Annotated in this window: 11 protein-coding genes; 6 read left to right on the forward strand and 5 right to left on the reverse strand. The window is 70.0% G+C overall.

From position 1 onward, the window contains the following. Both FLX08_RS23120 and FLX08_RS23125 read left to right on the forward strand, forming a co-directional pair. Positions 1-2,863: response regulator (locus FLX08_RS23120; protein WP_142621235.1), on the forward strand; the 2,863-nt coding region annotated here is incomplete at its 5' end. Between the two features lie 516 nt (positions 2,864-3,379). Then, positions 3,380-5,728, forward strand: a complete 2,349-nt coding sequence (locus FLX08_RS23125; RefSeq protein WP_142621238.1) for a rhamnogalacturonan lyase family protein — start codon at positions 3,380-3,382, stop codon at positions 5,726-5,728. 98 nt (positions 5,729-5,826) lie between these two features. Here the strand turns inward: FLX08_RS23125 and FLX08_RS23130 are convergent, their stop codons facing one another. Beyond that, complete coding sequence (locus FLX08_RS23130; RefSeq protein WP_142621240.1) at positions 5,827-6,279, reverse strand: ester cyclase; 453 nt, start codon at positions 6,277-6,279, stop codon at positions 5,827-5,829. Positions 6,280-6,536: 257 nt separating this feature from the next. Here FLX08_RS23130 and FLX08_RS23135 point away from each other — a divergent pair, with 257 nt between their 5' ends. Both FLX08_RS23135 and FLX08_RS23140 read left to right on the forward strand, forming a co-directional pair. Further along, positions 6,537-7,844, forward strand: a complete 1,308-nt coding sequence (locus FLX08_RS23135; protein ID WP_142621242.1) for a site-2 protease family protein — start codon at positions 6,537-6,539, stop codon at positions 7,842-7,844. A gap of 82 nt (positions 7,845-7,926) precedes the next feature. Beyond that, positions 7,927-8,598: a sigma-70 family RNA polymerase sigma factor gene (locus tag FLX08_RS23140; RefSeq protein ID WP_142621244.1), complete on the forward strand. Its 672-nt coding sequence runs from the start codon at positions 7,927-7,929 to the stop codon at positions 8,596-8,598. A 12-nt stretch (positions 8,599-8,610) separates the two neighbouring features. On the opposite strand, the gene FLX08_RS23145 is transcribed toward FLX08_RS23140, so the two are convergent. Both FLX08_RS23145 and FLX08_RS23150 read right to left on the reverse strand, forming a co-directional pair. Next, entirely contained in the window at positions 8,611-8,979 is a 369-nt protein-coding gene (locus tag FLX08_RS23145; RefSeq protein WP_142621246.1) for a hypothetical protein, read from the reverse strand. A 42-nt stretch (positions 8,980-9,021) separates the two neighbouring features. Further along, complete coding sequence (locus FLX08_RS23150; RefSeq protein WP_142621248.1) at positions 9,022-10,020, reverse strand: DNA polymerase ligase N-terminal domain-containing protein; 999 nt, start codon at positions 10,018-10,020, stop codon at positions 9,022-9,024. Between the two features lie 121 nt (positions 10,021-10,141). Here FLX08_RS23150 and FLX08_RS23155 point away from each other — a divergent pair, with 121 nt between their 5' ends. Next, entirely contained in the window at positions 10,142-11,911 is a 1,770-nt protein-coding gene (locus FLX08_RS23155) for a bifunctional metallophosphatase/5'-nucleotidase (protein WP_142621250.1), read from the forward strand. A gap of 298 nt (positions 11,912-12,209) precedes the next feature. On the opposite strand, the gene FLX08_RS41455 is transcribed toward FLX08_RS23155, so the two are convergent. Continuing rightward, positions 12,210-12,416 (reverse strand): hypothetical protein, encoded by a 207-nt coding sequence (locus FLX08_RS41455; RefSeq protein WP_208761612.1) that lies wholly within the window; start codon positions 12,414-12,416, stop codon positions 12,210-12,212. A gap of 161 nt (positions 12,417-12,577) precedes the next feature. Here FLX08_RS41455 and FLX08_RS41460 point away from each other — a divergent pair, with 161 nt between their 5' ends. Beyond that, the gene (locus FLX08_RS41460; protein WP_208761613.1) at positions 12,578-12,718 is read left to right on the forward strand and encodes a hypothetical protein; all 141 of its coding nucleotides are present in this window, start codon (positions 12,578-12,580) and stop codon (positions 12,716-12,718) included. A 291-nt stretch (positions 12,719-13,009) separates the two neighbouring features. On the opposite strand, the gene FLX08_RS23165 is transcribed toward FLX08_RS41460, so the two are convergent. Then, positions 13,010-13,291, reverse strand: a complete 282-nt coding sequence (locus FLX08_RS23165; protein WP_142621252.1) for a hypothetical protein — start codon at positions 13,289-13,291, stop codon at positions 13,010-13,012. Between the last annotated feature and the right edge of the window lie 83 nt (positions 13,292-13,374).

Genomic DNA, 13,374 nt, shown 5'->3' on the forward strand with positions numbered 1-13,374 from the left:
GGCCGTCGCCGAGGGCGACCTCACCAGGAAGATCGACGTCGTCGCCCGCGGCGAGATCCTCGCGCTGAAGACGACCATCAACACGATGGTCGACCAGCTGTCCTCGTTCGCCGCCGAGGTCACCCGCGTCGCCCGCGAGGTGGGCAGCGAGGGCAGGCTGGGCGGCCAGGCCGAGGTCGAGGGCGTGTCGGGCACCTGGAAGCGGCTGACCGAGAACGTCAACGAGCTGGCCGGCAACCTCACCCGCCAGGTGCGCGCGATCGCCGAGGTGACCAGCGCGGTCACCTCCGGCGACCTGACCAGGTCGATCACCGTGGACGCCGAGGGCGAGCTGGCCGACCTCAAGGACAACGTCAACTCCATGGTGGAGTCGCTGCGCGAGTCGACCAGGGCCAACCAGGAGCAGGACTGGCTCAAGACCAACCTCGCCCGCCTCTCCGGGCTGATGCAGGGCCACCGCGACCTGTCGGCGGTCGCCGAGCTGGTCATGAACGAGCTGGCCCCGCTGGTCAACGCGCAGCACGGCACGTTCCTGCTGGCCGAGGAGACCGCGGCGGGCGCGGAGCTGCGGGTGGTCGGCTGCTACGGCCACCGCGACACCTCGCGCCGCTTCGCGTTCGGGGAGTCGCTGGTCGGCCAGGCCGCGCAGGCCAGGCGGACGATCCTGGTGGAGGACATCCCGCCGGGCTATCTGACCATGTCGTCCAGTCTCGGCCAGGCCGGGCCGGTCAACCTCATCGTGCTGCCGATCGTGGTCGAAGGCCAGGTGCTCGGCGTGATCGAGCTGGCCAGCCTGGGGCGCTTCGCCGGCATCCACCGGGCCTTCCTCGAACAGCTCGTCGAGACGATCGGCGTCAACGTCAACACGATCGTGGCGAACGCCCGCACCGACGCGCTGCTGGCCGAGTCGCAGCGGCTCGCCACCGAGCTCCAGGTGCGGCAGGAGGAGCTCCAGCGTTCGAACGCCGAGCTGGAGGAGAAGGCGGAGCTGCTGGCCCAGCAGAACCGTGACATCGAGACCAAGAACAGCGAGATCGAGCAGGCGCGCCAGGAGCTGGAGGACCGGGCCCAGCAGCTCGCGCTCGCGTCCAAATACAAGAGCGAGTTCCTCGCCAACATGAGCCACGAGCTGCGCACCCCGCTCAACTCGCTGCTCATCCTGGCGCAGCTCCTCTCCCAGAACCCCACCCGCAACCTCACGGCCAAGCAGGTGGAATATGCCAACGTCATCCACTCCGCCGGCACCGATCTGCTCCAGCTCATCAACGACATCCTCGACCTGTCGAAGATCGAGGCGGGCAAGATGGACATCACGCCCGAGCCGGTGGGTTTGCGTCAGCTCCTCGACTACGTGGACGCCAACTTCCGCCCGCTGACCAGCCAGAAGGGGCTGCGGTTCGAGATGACCGTCGCCTCCGACGTGCCGGCCCGGCTGCTCACCGACGAGCAGCGGCTGCGGCAGGTGCTGCGCAACCTGCTGTCGAACGCGGTCAAGTTCACCGAATCGGGTTCGGTCGAGCTGCGCATCGAACGGGCGGCCGGCGTGGACCTGCCGGGCGCGGCCGGCCAGGAGATCCTGGCCTTCCACGTGATGGACACCGGCATCGGCATCGCCGCCGAGAACCTCTCGCAGGTCTTCGACGCCTTCCAGCAGGCCGACGGCACCACCAGCCGCAAATACGGCGGCACGGGCCTCGGCCTGTCGATCAGCCGGGAGATCGCGACCCTGCTCGGCGGCGAGATCCACGCGGCCAGCACGCCGGGCGAGGGCAGCACGTTCACGCTCTATCTCCCGCTGGCCCACTTCGACGGCGTACGGAAGGACGGACCCGCCACGCGGGAGGAGACGCTGCCGCTGTTCGCCGCGCACTCCACCACCGGGCACTCCACCACCGGGCACGCCACCACCGGGCACGCCACCGCCGCGCACTCTGTCATCGCACCCGACGCGGCCGCGGCGGCGCGGACCCCCGACGGCACGAACGGCAGCAACGGCAGGGCGAGGCGCCACCTGCTGGTCGTCGAGGCCGAGCCCGGCGGACTGCTCTCCATGCTGGCCCAGAGAGTCGCGGCCGACCTGCACGACACCCACGGGCCGGTGCGGGTGTCGACCGCGAGCGACGCCCAGTCGGCGCTTTCGATGCTGCGGCAGGAGAGCGTCCACTGCGTCGTGCTCGACCTCGGCATGCCGCACGACACCACGGCCGACTTCCTCAAGGGGCTCGACGCCGATCCCGCGCTGCGCACGCTGCCGGTGCTCGCACACCACTCGCGCAGGCTGTCGCGCCCGCAGGAGGACCTGCTGCAGGTGCGCTCCCGCAACCAGCCGCTGGAGCGCCTGCCCAGCCTCGACGAGCTGCGCGAACGGATCACCCTGCACCTGTCCGCCGATGAGCCCGGCAGCGTCCTGCCGCTCGTGCAGCGGTCCTCGGAGGAGAGGGCGCAGGAGCCCGGAAAGGTCGACAGCGCGCTCGTGGGCCGCAAGGTGCTGGTCGTGGACGACGACGTGCGCAACGTCTTCGCGCTCACCACGATCCTCGAACTGCACGGCATGCACGTGCTGTACGCGGAGAACGGCCGCAAGGGCATCGAGATGCTGACGCGCAACGACGACGTCGACCTGGTGCTGATGGACATCATGATGCCGGAGATGGACGGCTACACCGCCACCGCCGCCATCCGGTCGATGCCGCGCTTCGCCCAGCTGCCGATCATCGCGGTCACCGCCAAGGCCATGCACGGCGACCGGGAGAAGACGCTCTCGTCGGGCGCGAGCGACTACGTCACCAAGCCGGTCGACGCCGAGGAGCTCATCGTCTGCATGCGGCGCTGGCTCGGCCTGCCCGGCGACGGCGACAGGTAGGCGCGGCGGCTCAGGGCTGACGCGCCGGGGCGGATGCAGCGGCTCCGTACGGGCCTCGAAGCCGGGGATGAGAGGTCAGATCTGTGATCGTTCACAGGCTCCCGTAAGCCGACGTGGCTGAAAGTTTCAATGATCGGTCATCGGCGTCGACGTGCAGGTGGCACGCCCGCAGCGGCTCCGACCAGCCGCAGATCGCCGGGCCCGGATGCCTCGGATGATTGCGTTCACATCGGTGAACCGGGGTGATTGACCGCACCGCCGGTTTCGCGTTGTGATGACGCACCCCGGCGCATCCCGTCGCACCCTGCCCATTGCCCCCGTAGCCCCCCTGCCCGCCGCACCCTGCCCCTAGCACCCTGCCCCTAGCTCCCTGCCCCTAGCTCCCTGCCCGCCACACCTGCCCCTAGCTCCCTGCCCGTCCCACCCCCGCGCCGAACACCGGCTGAGCACCACTGAGCACCACTGAGCGCCGCTGAAGCACTGCGCCCCCATCGGCACCCCCTCATGGAGTTCCAGATGACCACACGACGAAGATCTGCTCTGGTCGCCGCCGTGGCCTCGGCCGCCGCGCTCGCGGGGACCGCGGTTCTGCCGGCCCTGCCCGCCTCCGCGGCGGCGGGCTGCCGGGTGGACTACCAGGTGACCAACCAGTGGCAGGACGGATTCGGAGCCGCCGTCACGATCACCAACCTCGGCGACGCCGTCAACGGCTGGACGCTCACCTGGTCGTACGCGGCGGGCCAGACCGTCACGCAGGCGTGGAACGCCACGGTCACCCAGAGCGGCGGGCAGGTCACCGCCAAGGACGCCGGCTACAACGCCTCGATCCCCACCGGCGGCACGACGTCGTTCGGCTTCAACGGCTCGTGGAACAACTCGTCCAACCCCGCGCCCGCGAGCTTCGCGCTCAACGGCACCGCCTGCACGGGCGGGGTCACGAGCAGCCCCTCTCCGAGTCCCAGCGCCTCGCCCAGTTCTTCTCCCAGTGCTTCTCCCAGTGCCTCTCCCAGTGCCTCTCCCAGTGCGAGCCCGACGCGTTCGCCGAGCCCCTCACCCAGCCCGTCCCCGAGCCCGAGCCCCAGCCCGTCCCCGAGCCCGACGAGCATCCCGGCGGGCGCGCGGCAGATGGAAGACCTCGACCGCGGCCTGATCAGCGTGCGGTCGGGCAACGGCAACCTGGTCTCCTGGCGACTGCTCGGCACCGAGAGCATCGGCACCGGGTTCAACGTCTATCGGGGCTCGACGAAGCTGACCTCCTCGCCGATCACCAACTCCACGAACTACTTCGACTCCGGGGCCGCCGCCGACGCCACATACACGGTGCGGGCCGTGGTGAACGGCGCGGAGCAGGCGGCGTCGGAGTCGTCGCTGCGCTTCACCGGCGGCGACCACCTCGACGTGCCCATCCAGCCGCCGTCCGGCGGCACCACGCCCGATGGCGTGTCCTACACCTACAGCGCCAACGACGGGAGCGTGGGCGACCTCGACGGCGACGGGCAGTATGAGTTCGTGCTGAAGTGGGACCCGTCCAACGCCAAGGACAACTCCCAGTCCGGCTACACCGGCAACGTGTTCGTCGACGCGTACAGGCTGAACGGCACCCGCATGTGGCGCATCGACCTCGGCCGCAACATCCGCGCGGGCGCCCACTACACGCAGTTCCAGGTGTACGACTACGACGGCGACGGCCGGGCCGAGGTGGCGATGAAGACCGCCGACGGCACCAGGGACGGCGCCGGCAGGGTCATCGGCAACGCGAACGCCGACTACCGCAACTCCTCCGGCTACGTCCTGTCCGGCCCCGAATATCTGACCATGTTCAACGGCCAGACCGGCGCGGCGATGTCCACGGTGGACTACGACCCGCCGCGCGGAACGGTCTCCTCCTGGGGCGACAACTACGGCAACCGGGTCGACCGGTTCCTCGCCGCCACCGCCTATCTCGACGGCGCCCGCCCGTCGCTGATCATGTCGCGCGGCTACTACACGCGTACCGTGATCGCGGCCTGGGACTTCCGCAACGGCTCGCTGACCAAACGGTGGACGTTCGACTCCAACTCCGCGGGCAGCCAGTACACCGGCCAGGGCAACCACAACCTCGCCGTCGCCGACGTCGACGCGGACGGCAAGGACGAGATCGTCTTCGGTGCGATGGCGATCAACGACAACGGCCAGCCCCTGTGGAACACCCGCAACGGCCACGGCGACGCCATGCACCTCGGCGACCTCGACCCGTCGCGGGCCGGACTCGAGGTGTTCAAGGTCGACGAGGACACCAGCAAGCCCGCGGCGTGGATGGCCGACGCCCGCACCGGCTCGATCATCTGGAGCAACGCCTCCTGCGGCTGCGACAACGGCCGCGGCGTCTCCGACGACGTGTGGTCCGGCAGCCCGGGCGCCGAGTCGTGGTCGTCCGGCGTCAGCGGCATGTTCAACACCAGGGGGCAGAACGTCGGGCGCAAGCCGGGTTCGGCGAACTTCCTCGCCTGGTGGGACGCCGACCCGGTCCGTGAGCTGCTCGACGGCACCCACATCGACAAGTACGGCACCGGCGGCGACACCCGCCTGCTGACCGGCTCCGGCGTGCACTCCAACAACGGCACCAAGTCCACCCCGTCGCTGTCGGCCGACCTGTTCGGCGACTGGCGCGAGGAGGTCGTCTGGCCGACGAGCGACAACACCGCTCTGCGGATCTACAGCACGACCACGGCGACGAACCGCCAGGTCTACACGCTGATGCACGACCCGGCATATCGGGTGGCGATCGCCTGGCAGAACACCGCCTACAACCAGCCGCCCCACACGGGCTTCTTCCTCGGCGACGGCATGTCCACTCCGGCCAGGCCGAACATCTATCTGAGGTGATCCGCCGACGGCGGCCGCGGGCAGACCTGGCGAGGTCCGCGGCCGCCGCCGCGCTGCCGGACCGGCCGGCGCCCCCGCGCGCTGCGCGCCCGGAACGCTCAGCTCGCGGTTGCCGAGCCTTCCGGGGTTTCCGTGAGGCACAGACCGAGCTGGGTGTAGATCTCCAGCTGGTCGAAATACTCCCGGTGGGTCTTGATCTTGCCGTCCTCGATGAAGGACGCACAGGTGCCCCGGAAGGTGATCGGGCGACCGGTCCCCTCCAGCTCGCGCCCGTTCGGCAGCAGGATCGGCCCCAGGTGCGTGCCCGTGGCCGTCCACTCCACCATCATGGGCGCGTCGCAGCCGACGGCCTCGTACCACACGATCAACTGGAAGTCGGGGAAGCTCTTGAAGACCTGCTCGTACATCCACCCGATCTGCTCATGCCCCTCCGCGATGCCGAAGGGCGAGACAAGAACGGCGTCCGGGCTGAAGGTGTCGAGTAAGGCCTCCAGATCGTGTTCGTTCAGCGCCTGGGCCAACCGGCGTTTCACATCCCATGAATCGGACATCTCGACGGTCCTTCGACAGTCGGTTTGCAACTCCGCCTGACGATCTTACCCAGTCGCCGGTCAGGAGCCGCCCACGATTGCGCCGCCGGAGCACCACACACGGGTTCCGTTTTTCACACATTTGCGCAATTTTCGTATGTCGGTTCCGGCAACCGCCCGCTGACCGCGCGTCGGCGGTCTCCAAGCCCCCGGCCGCCGCGTGACCTGTGCCGTTGTGGGTAGGCCAGTCACAGCGAAAGGCCGAGGGGGGTGGCAGGATGCGATCATCGATCAGTCTCGGCCGCATAGGCGGGATCCCGGTCGGGCTCAACATCAGCGTCCTCGTGATCGTCGTGATCCTGGTGGTCGGGCTGGCCTTCGGGCGCTTTCCCATCGCCTTCCCCGGCCTGTCCATGGCGGCGTACCTGCTGGCCGCGGTGGTGTCGGCACTGCTCTTCCTGGCCTCGCTGCTGGCGCACGAGGTGGCCCACGCGATCGTCGCCAAGCGGCACGGGCTGGGGGTCAACGGCATCACGCTCTGGCTGCTCGGCGGGGTGGCCGAACTGCGCGGTGAGCCCCGCTCCCCCGGCGCCGACCTCAAGATCGCCGGGGTGGGGCCGTTGACCAGCGCCGTGCTCGGCGGCCTGTTCGCCCTGCTGTCCTGGGGGGCCGCGGCCGTCGCGGCGCCGCCGCTGATCAGCGGGATGTTCGCCTATCTGGCCGTGGTGAACGTGCTGCTCGCCGTGTTCAACCTGGTGCCCGCCGCGCCGCTGGACGGCGGGCGGGTGCTGCGCGCCTTCCTGTGGGCCTGGTGGCACGACCGCATGCGGGCCGCCGTGGCCGCCGCCCGGGCGGGCCGGGTCTTCGGCTACGTCCTGATCGCGCTCGGCTTCCTCAACCTCGTCTCCGGCCTCGGCCTCCAGGGATTCTGGCTGGCCCTGATCGGCCTGTTCCTGGTGAACGCGGCCACCGCCGAGGAGCAGCAGGCGCAGATCGACGCCGCGCTGCACGGGATCACGGTGGGCGAGGTGATGTCGCGCGACCCTCTCGTCGCGCACCCCGACGAGACCGTCGCCAGCCTGATCGACCGGCTCGTGCTGCGCCGCCACCTGTCCACCTATCCGCTGCTGGGCGACGACGGCCGGTTCGCGGGACTGGTGACCCTGGGCCGCGTCCGGCAGGTGCCGCCCGACGACCGCGCGCGCACCCGGCTGCGCGACGTCGCGTGCCCGCCGTCGGAGGTGCCCACCGCACGCCCCGACGACCAGCTCACCGAGCTGCTCCAGCGAATGAGCGGCAGCGCGGACGGCCGGGCCGTGGTGCTCGACGACGCCGGACGCCTCATCGGCCTGGTCACGCCCACCGACATCAGCCGGGTCATCCAGACAGTGGACCTGCGGGCGCGTGAGCCCTACCGGACACCGCGCGGCGCCGACCTCGCCCCGCCACCGCCCGGAGACCGTACGCCCGGCCGGCCCGATTCCGGAGGCCCTGCGCCGGGGGGCCACACTCCCGGGGGTCCTGCCCCCGGAGGCCCTGCTCCTGGGGGAACCGTCCCGCCGCCTGGTCGCCGCGACGCCGCCTGAACGCCAACGGCTCCTGCGTCCGGCCGGCGTCAGCCGAAAGCGGTCCTAACTGACAAGGGGAGGCGCTCAGGGAGGTGGGGATATGACGATCGTCGACGACACAGCGGGCGAACGACGGCGGCTGCGGTTCGAGCGGGACGCACTGCCGTACATCGACCAGATCTACGCCGGCGCCCTACGGCTCGCCCGGAACCCCGCCGACGCCGAAGACCTGGTGCAGGACGTCTACATGCGGGCCTTCAGCAACTTCCATCAGTTCCGCGAGGGCACGAACCTGCGGGCCTGGCTCTATCGCATCCTGACCAACACCTACATCAACACCTACCGGAAGCAGCAGCGTCAGCCGCAGCGGTCCGCGGCCGAGGACATCGAGGACTGGCAGCTCGCCGAAGCGGCCTCGCACACCTCGTCGGGACTCAAGTCGGCCGAGGTGGAGGCCTTGGAAGGGCTGCCCGACTCGCGGGTGAAGCGCGCGCTGCAGGAGCTGCCCGAGGACTTCCGGCTGGCGGTCTACCTCGCCGACGTGGAGGGCTTCGCCTACAAGGAGATCGCGCAGATCACCGACGTCCCCATCGGCACGGTCATGTCACGGCTGCACCGGGGACGCCGGCAACTGCGGACCAAGCTGGAGGACTACGCCGCCGAGCTCGGCCTGCTCCGGTCGGCGAGCGCCGCCGCACCGGACGGCGAACGAGCCCAGGACGGTGCGCCGACCCAGGACGGTGAGCGAGCCCAGGACGGCGAAGCGACCTGAGACGAAAGGAGCTCAGGCGTCCTCGCGATCGGGGCTCTCCAGCCGGAAGAAGTTGCTCAGGCTGCCGTCCTTGCGGTGCTCCTGGTAGATGAAGTTGAGGTTGCGTTCCTCGAACGTCCTGAACCACTCGTCCCAGGAGATCTCCTTCAGGTCTTCGCCGCCGTATCCCGGGAAGTCGAACCGGAGGACGCCGGGACGACCATCGTGCTCGGTGCCGGGAACGGTCGCGGGTTTGGCGCCCCGTTCCTCGGCCCACCGCCTGATGACCTCGTGGTCGGTCGTGACCAGGCTGCGTCCGGGGCGCTCCTCGTGCTCCTCGGCAGAGGAGATCTCCTGCTCGTACTTGTGGTCGCCCGTGACCGGGTGGTGCTGCTCTGACATCTCGCCACCTCCCCCTCGTCGCCCTACCCCGCGCCGCCTGCCTTACCCCGGCGCCTTCACGGGCAGCCGCACCCAGGCGGGGGACTCCTCCCCCGGCGCGTACACGGAGTCGAGGCGCTTGCCCACGACGCCGGGCAGGCCCTGCTCGGCCGCCGCCCGCCGCACCGCCTCTGCCTCCCCGGGCCAGGACGGCGCCGTCTGCCAGCGCGGCCCGGCGACCGCGAGGTCCTCCAGGCCCGCACGGCGGCGCTCGAACGGCTCGCCGAGCAACAACCGGCCGTCGTCGTAGAGCAGGTCGTAGGCGACGTAGACCGGGGTGCCCGCGACCGTGACGACCTCGCCGTCCAGCACGACGGCCCTGCTGCCGAACGACTCGGCCAGCGGGCGCAGCCAGCGGTGCTCCCCGGTGACGTCCGCGCCGCCCGCGTCGCGCAGCGTCAGCCTGCCGCCCTCCACGTGGGCGAGCGCCCGCGTGCCGCCCCACCAGAACTCCCAGGCGTACGCCTCGGGGTCGCGGGGCAGGCGGGTGCGGGTCACCGGTTTCATCGGCGCGATCACGGCGGGCGGGGGCTCCCACTGCTCGCTGGGCGGGTCCATCCGGTGGATCATCCAGTTGCGTCCCCGGGTCCGGAACAGCACGTAGCGGCCCGCGACCCGGGAGCCCTTCAGCACGATCTTGACCTCGCGGTCGCTCCACTTCTCGGTCGTGTAGTGGCCGCGATCCCAGATCGTCATCGTGCCGCCGCCGTACTCGCCCTTGGGGATCTCGCCCTCGAACCGGGCGTACTCCATGGGGTGGTCCTCGGTCTGGACGGCGAGGTGGTTGGTCGCGGGGTCGAGCGGCAGGCCCTTGGGGATCGCCCAGGAGACTAGCACCCCGCCCCGCTCCAGGCGCAGGTCCCAGTGGAGGGACCGGGCGTGGTGCTCCTGGATGACGAACGTGTCGTCCTCGCCCCGCGGCAGCGGCCCTTCGGCAGGGATCGGCTCGCGGGTGCGCGTCGCGTCGCGTTTGGCCCGATAGGTCTCGAGTTTGTCCGCCATCTTCGTGGTCCTACCCACGGCATGACCCTCCCTGGGCGACAAGCGTGTCACCTTGTAGGGACATGTCCGGTTAAGGACTTCGTGACCACTTGGTGATTGGGGGTCACTATCGTCGCCCAGCATGAGTTCAGCGATCAGGTTGACCGCCGGCGCCACGGTCGTGGCCCTCGGTCTCGTCCTGCCCGGCACGCCCGCCACAGCGGCCCCGAGCCACACGGTCAAGATCACCGTCATGGCCAGCTCCGACATCCACGGAAACGCGCTCAACTGGGACTACTACAAGAACGCGGAGTACGACGACAGCGCGCACAACGACGTGGGCCTCGCGAAGATCTCGACGATGGTGTCGAAGATCAGGGCCGACCGCGGCGCCGACCACACCCTGCTCTTCGACTCCGGTGACACCCTCCAGGGCACGCCGCTGGACTACTACTACGCGAAGGTCGAGCCGATCACCTCGACCCACGCGACCCACCCCATGGCCAAGGCCATGAACGCCATCGGGTACGACGCCGTGACCCTGGGCAACCACGAGTTCAACTACGGCCTGCCGCTGCTCGGCGCATGGGTCGACCAGATGAAGGCGCCCGTCCTCGGCGCGAACGCCGTCTCGGCCAAGACCGGCCTGCCGGCCTACGAGCCGTACATCATCAAGACCATGAAGGTGAAGGGCGAAAAGCCGATCAAGGTGGGCGTGCTCGGCCTCACCAACCCCGGCGTCGCGATCTGGGACAAGGCGAACGTCGACGGCAAGCTGAAGTTCCTCGACCTCGTCGCCACCGCCAAGAAGTGGGTGCCCGTCATCCGCGACAACGGTGCCGACGTGGTGCTGGTCACCGCCCACTCGGGCGACGACGGCATGTCGTCCTACGGCTCGGAACTGCCCGTGGAGAACGCCGCCGCCATGGTCGCCGAGCAGGTGCCGGGCATCGACGCCGTGCTGTTCGGCCACGCGCACAACGAGGTGCCCCAGCGCTTCGTCACCAACAAGGCCACCGGGCAGCAGGTGCTGCTGACCGAGCCCAGCAAGTGGGGCCAGCGCCTCAGCGTCGTCGACTTCACGCTCGCCAAGCAGCGCGGGAAGTGGACGGTGACCGGCAAGTCGTCCACCACGCTCAACACCAACACGGTGGCCGAGGACCCGAAGATCGTCGCCCTCATGAAGGAGGCGCACGACAAGACCGTCGGCTACGTCAACAAGGTCATCGCGCAGTCGTCCCAGGAGCTGTCGGCGGCCGAGTCGCCGTACAAGGACACGCCGATCCTCGACTACATCCAGAAGGTCCAGACCGACCTCGTCAGCAAGGCCATCGCCGGCACCGCCGACGCCTCGCTGCCCGTGCTGTCGATCGCCGCGCCGTTCAGCCGCACCGCCGTGTTCCCGGCCGGGCCGGTCAGCGTCCGCGACATGGCCGGGCTGTACGTCTACGACAACACGCTGCTCGGGATCAAGCTGAACGGCGCCCAGATCAAGGACTTCCTGGAGTATTCGGCGAAATACTTCGCCCAGGTCGCCCCGGGCGCGCCGATCGACCTCGGCACGCTCACCAACGCCGGCGGCACGCCCGACTACAACTACGACCAGCTCTCCGGCGTGACGTACGACATCGACATCTCCAAGCCGGTCGGCCAGCGCATCGTCAACCTGTCCTACCAGGGCACGCCCGTCACCGCGGATCAGCAGTTCGTGGTGGCCATCAACAACTACCGCCAGTCGGGCGGCGGCGGCTTCCCGCACGTCTCGACCGCTCCGGTGGTCTACAACGCCCAGGTGGAGATCCGCCAGGCGCTGATCGAGTACGCCGCCGCGACCGGCACCATCGACCCGGCCTCGTTCGCCGAGCCGAACTGGAAACTCGTCCGCGACGGGGTTCCCGTCTTCTCCGAGTGACCTTCTCCGAGTGACCTTCTCCGAGTGACCTTCTCGGAGTGACCTTCTCGGAGTGACGTCCGGGGGTGGCCCATACCGGGCCACCCCCTTCTTCGTTGAGCGGTCGTACTCACTCGATCCGGGTGATTGCGCTCATGCCCGCGCACCGGTCCGGCGACGACGCTGACATGTCGGAACGCCAAGGGAAGCCAAGGGAAGTCGCGGGAAGCCGAGGGAAGCCGAGGGAAAGGGTGGCCGTGAGCAGAAGCGGGATCGTCCTCCTCGCGATCGTGTCCACGATCGCGGGGATCGTCTTGGTCTACGTGGTGGACGTGCCGCTGCCGGTGGTCGTCTCGCTGGGCTTCGGGGCACTGTGCCTGCTCTGGCTCATCGTGCTGCTGACCGTGCCGTGGAATCTGTACTTCCAGGCCCATTCCCTGATCCACGAGATACGGGTCAGCCGCGAGCGCGGGGTGGAGGTCTCGCCGGAGCGCGAGGCGGAGGCCCGCCGCATCGCCGTGCGCATGCGCCGGGCGGCCGTCGCCGCCCACCTGCTGTCGGCCGCCCTGCTCGGGGGCCGACGCGCTGGAGAGACGGGCCGAGGAGTCCGAGGCCCGCGCCGCCGGACTGGCCGAGCGCCTCGACGCCCTCACCTCCGAGACGCGCGCCGGGTTCCACGCGGCCGCGGTGCGCGCGGACGACCTCGATCGCCGGCTCGACGCCATGGGCAGGACGTTCGAGGACTCCCTCAGCCGTCTCACCGACAACCAGGAGGTGCTGGCGGGCATCAAGGCGTTCCTCCGCCTGGTCAGAGCCGAGACGGCATAGCGCAAAACCGGAAATTCCCGATTGTGTGGACGGTCCTGTCACTGCCCGATAACCTCTGCCGGGTCAAGATTGTCGGATCTTCAACAACAGGGGCGGGGGCGACGTGGCGCGCTCGTGGAGGGAGCTACCCACGGGCCGTGTCGTGCACCTGCACGCAGGACAAGACGCGCGTGCGCACGTGGGATCGGACGCGCACGCATACGCGGGACGGGACCCTCGCCTGCACGACGACCCGGACGCCGTCGCGCTGGCGCTCGACCCCCTGCCCGACGACGCGCCCGCGCTGGTCACCTACGTCCCGCGCCCGGCCCTGACCCCCACGTCCCTGACCCCCGCGAGCCTGGTCGCCGACGTCCTGCGGGAGCTGGAGCACGCCGCGCTGGCGATGTTCCCCGCATGGCTGCCCGAGGCCGACGGCATCACCGGGACCGGCGGCGCGGCCGTGCCCGCCGTCCGCGCCCTCGCCCTGCGCATGGGCTCGGCCACGAGGCACTTCGCGCCCTTCCTCGCCGACCTCGCCGAACGCGCCCTGCGCGAGCGCGCCGCCATGGACGGGGTCACGGCCAGGGTCACGGGCGGTGTGACGTCCGGAGGCCGTACGTCGGGCCGGGCCGGCGCGTTCCCGCCCGAGATCCGTGCCGCAGGGCTGGCCCGGG

The organism is Microbispora hainanensis (assembly GCF_006874475.1).
Lineage (GTDB): Bacteria > Actinomycetota > Actinomycetes > Streptosporangiales > Streptosporangiaceae > Microbispora > Microbispora hainanensis.

Bases quoted from the DNA above. Each gene is read 5' to 3' on its own strand.
- FLX08_RS23125 (WP_142621238.1), top strand. From the start codon at position 3,380: ATGACCACACGACGAAGATCTGCTCTGGTCGCCGCCGTGGCCTCGGCC.
- FLX08_RS23130 (WP_142621240.1), bottom strand. From the start codon at position 6,279: ATGTCCGATTCATGGGATGTGAAACGCCGGTTGGCCCAGGCGCTGAAC.
- FLX08_RS23135 (WP_142621242.1), top strand. From the start codon at position 6,537: ATGCGATCATCGATCAGTCTCGGCCGCATAGGCGGGATCCCGGTCGGG.
- FLX08_RS23140 (WP_142621244.1), top strand. From the start codon at position 7,927: ATGACGATCGTCGACGACACAGCGGGCGAACGACGGCGGCTGCGGTTC.
- FLX08_RS23145 (WP_142621246.1), bottom strand. From the start codon at position 8,979: ATGTCAGAGCAGCACCACCCGGTCACGGGCGACCACAAGTACGAGCAG.
- FLX08_RS23150 (WP_142621248.1), bottom strand. From the start codon at position 10,020: ATGGCGGACAAACTCGAGACCTATCGGGCCAAACGCGACGCGACGCGC.
- FLX08_RS23155 (WP_142621250.1), top strand. From the start codon at position 10,142: ATGAGTTCAGCGATCAGGTTGACCGCCGGCGCCACGGTCGTGGCCCTC.
- FLX08_RS41455 (WP_208761612.1), bottom strand. From the start codon at position 12,416: ATGCGCACGGCGATGCGGCGGGCCTCCGCCTCGCGCTCCGGCGAGACC.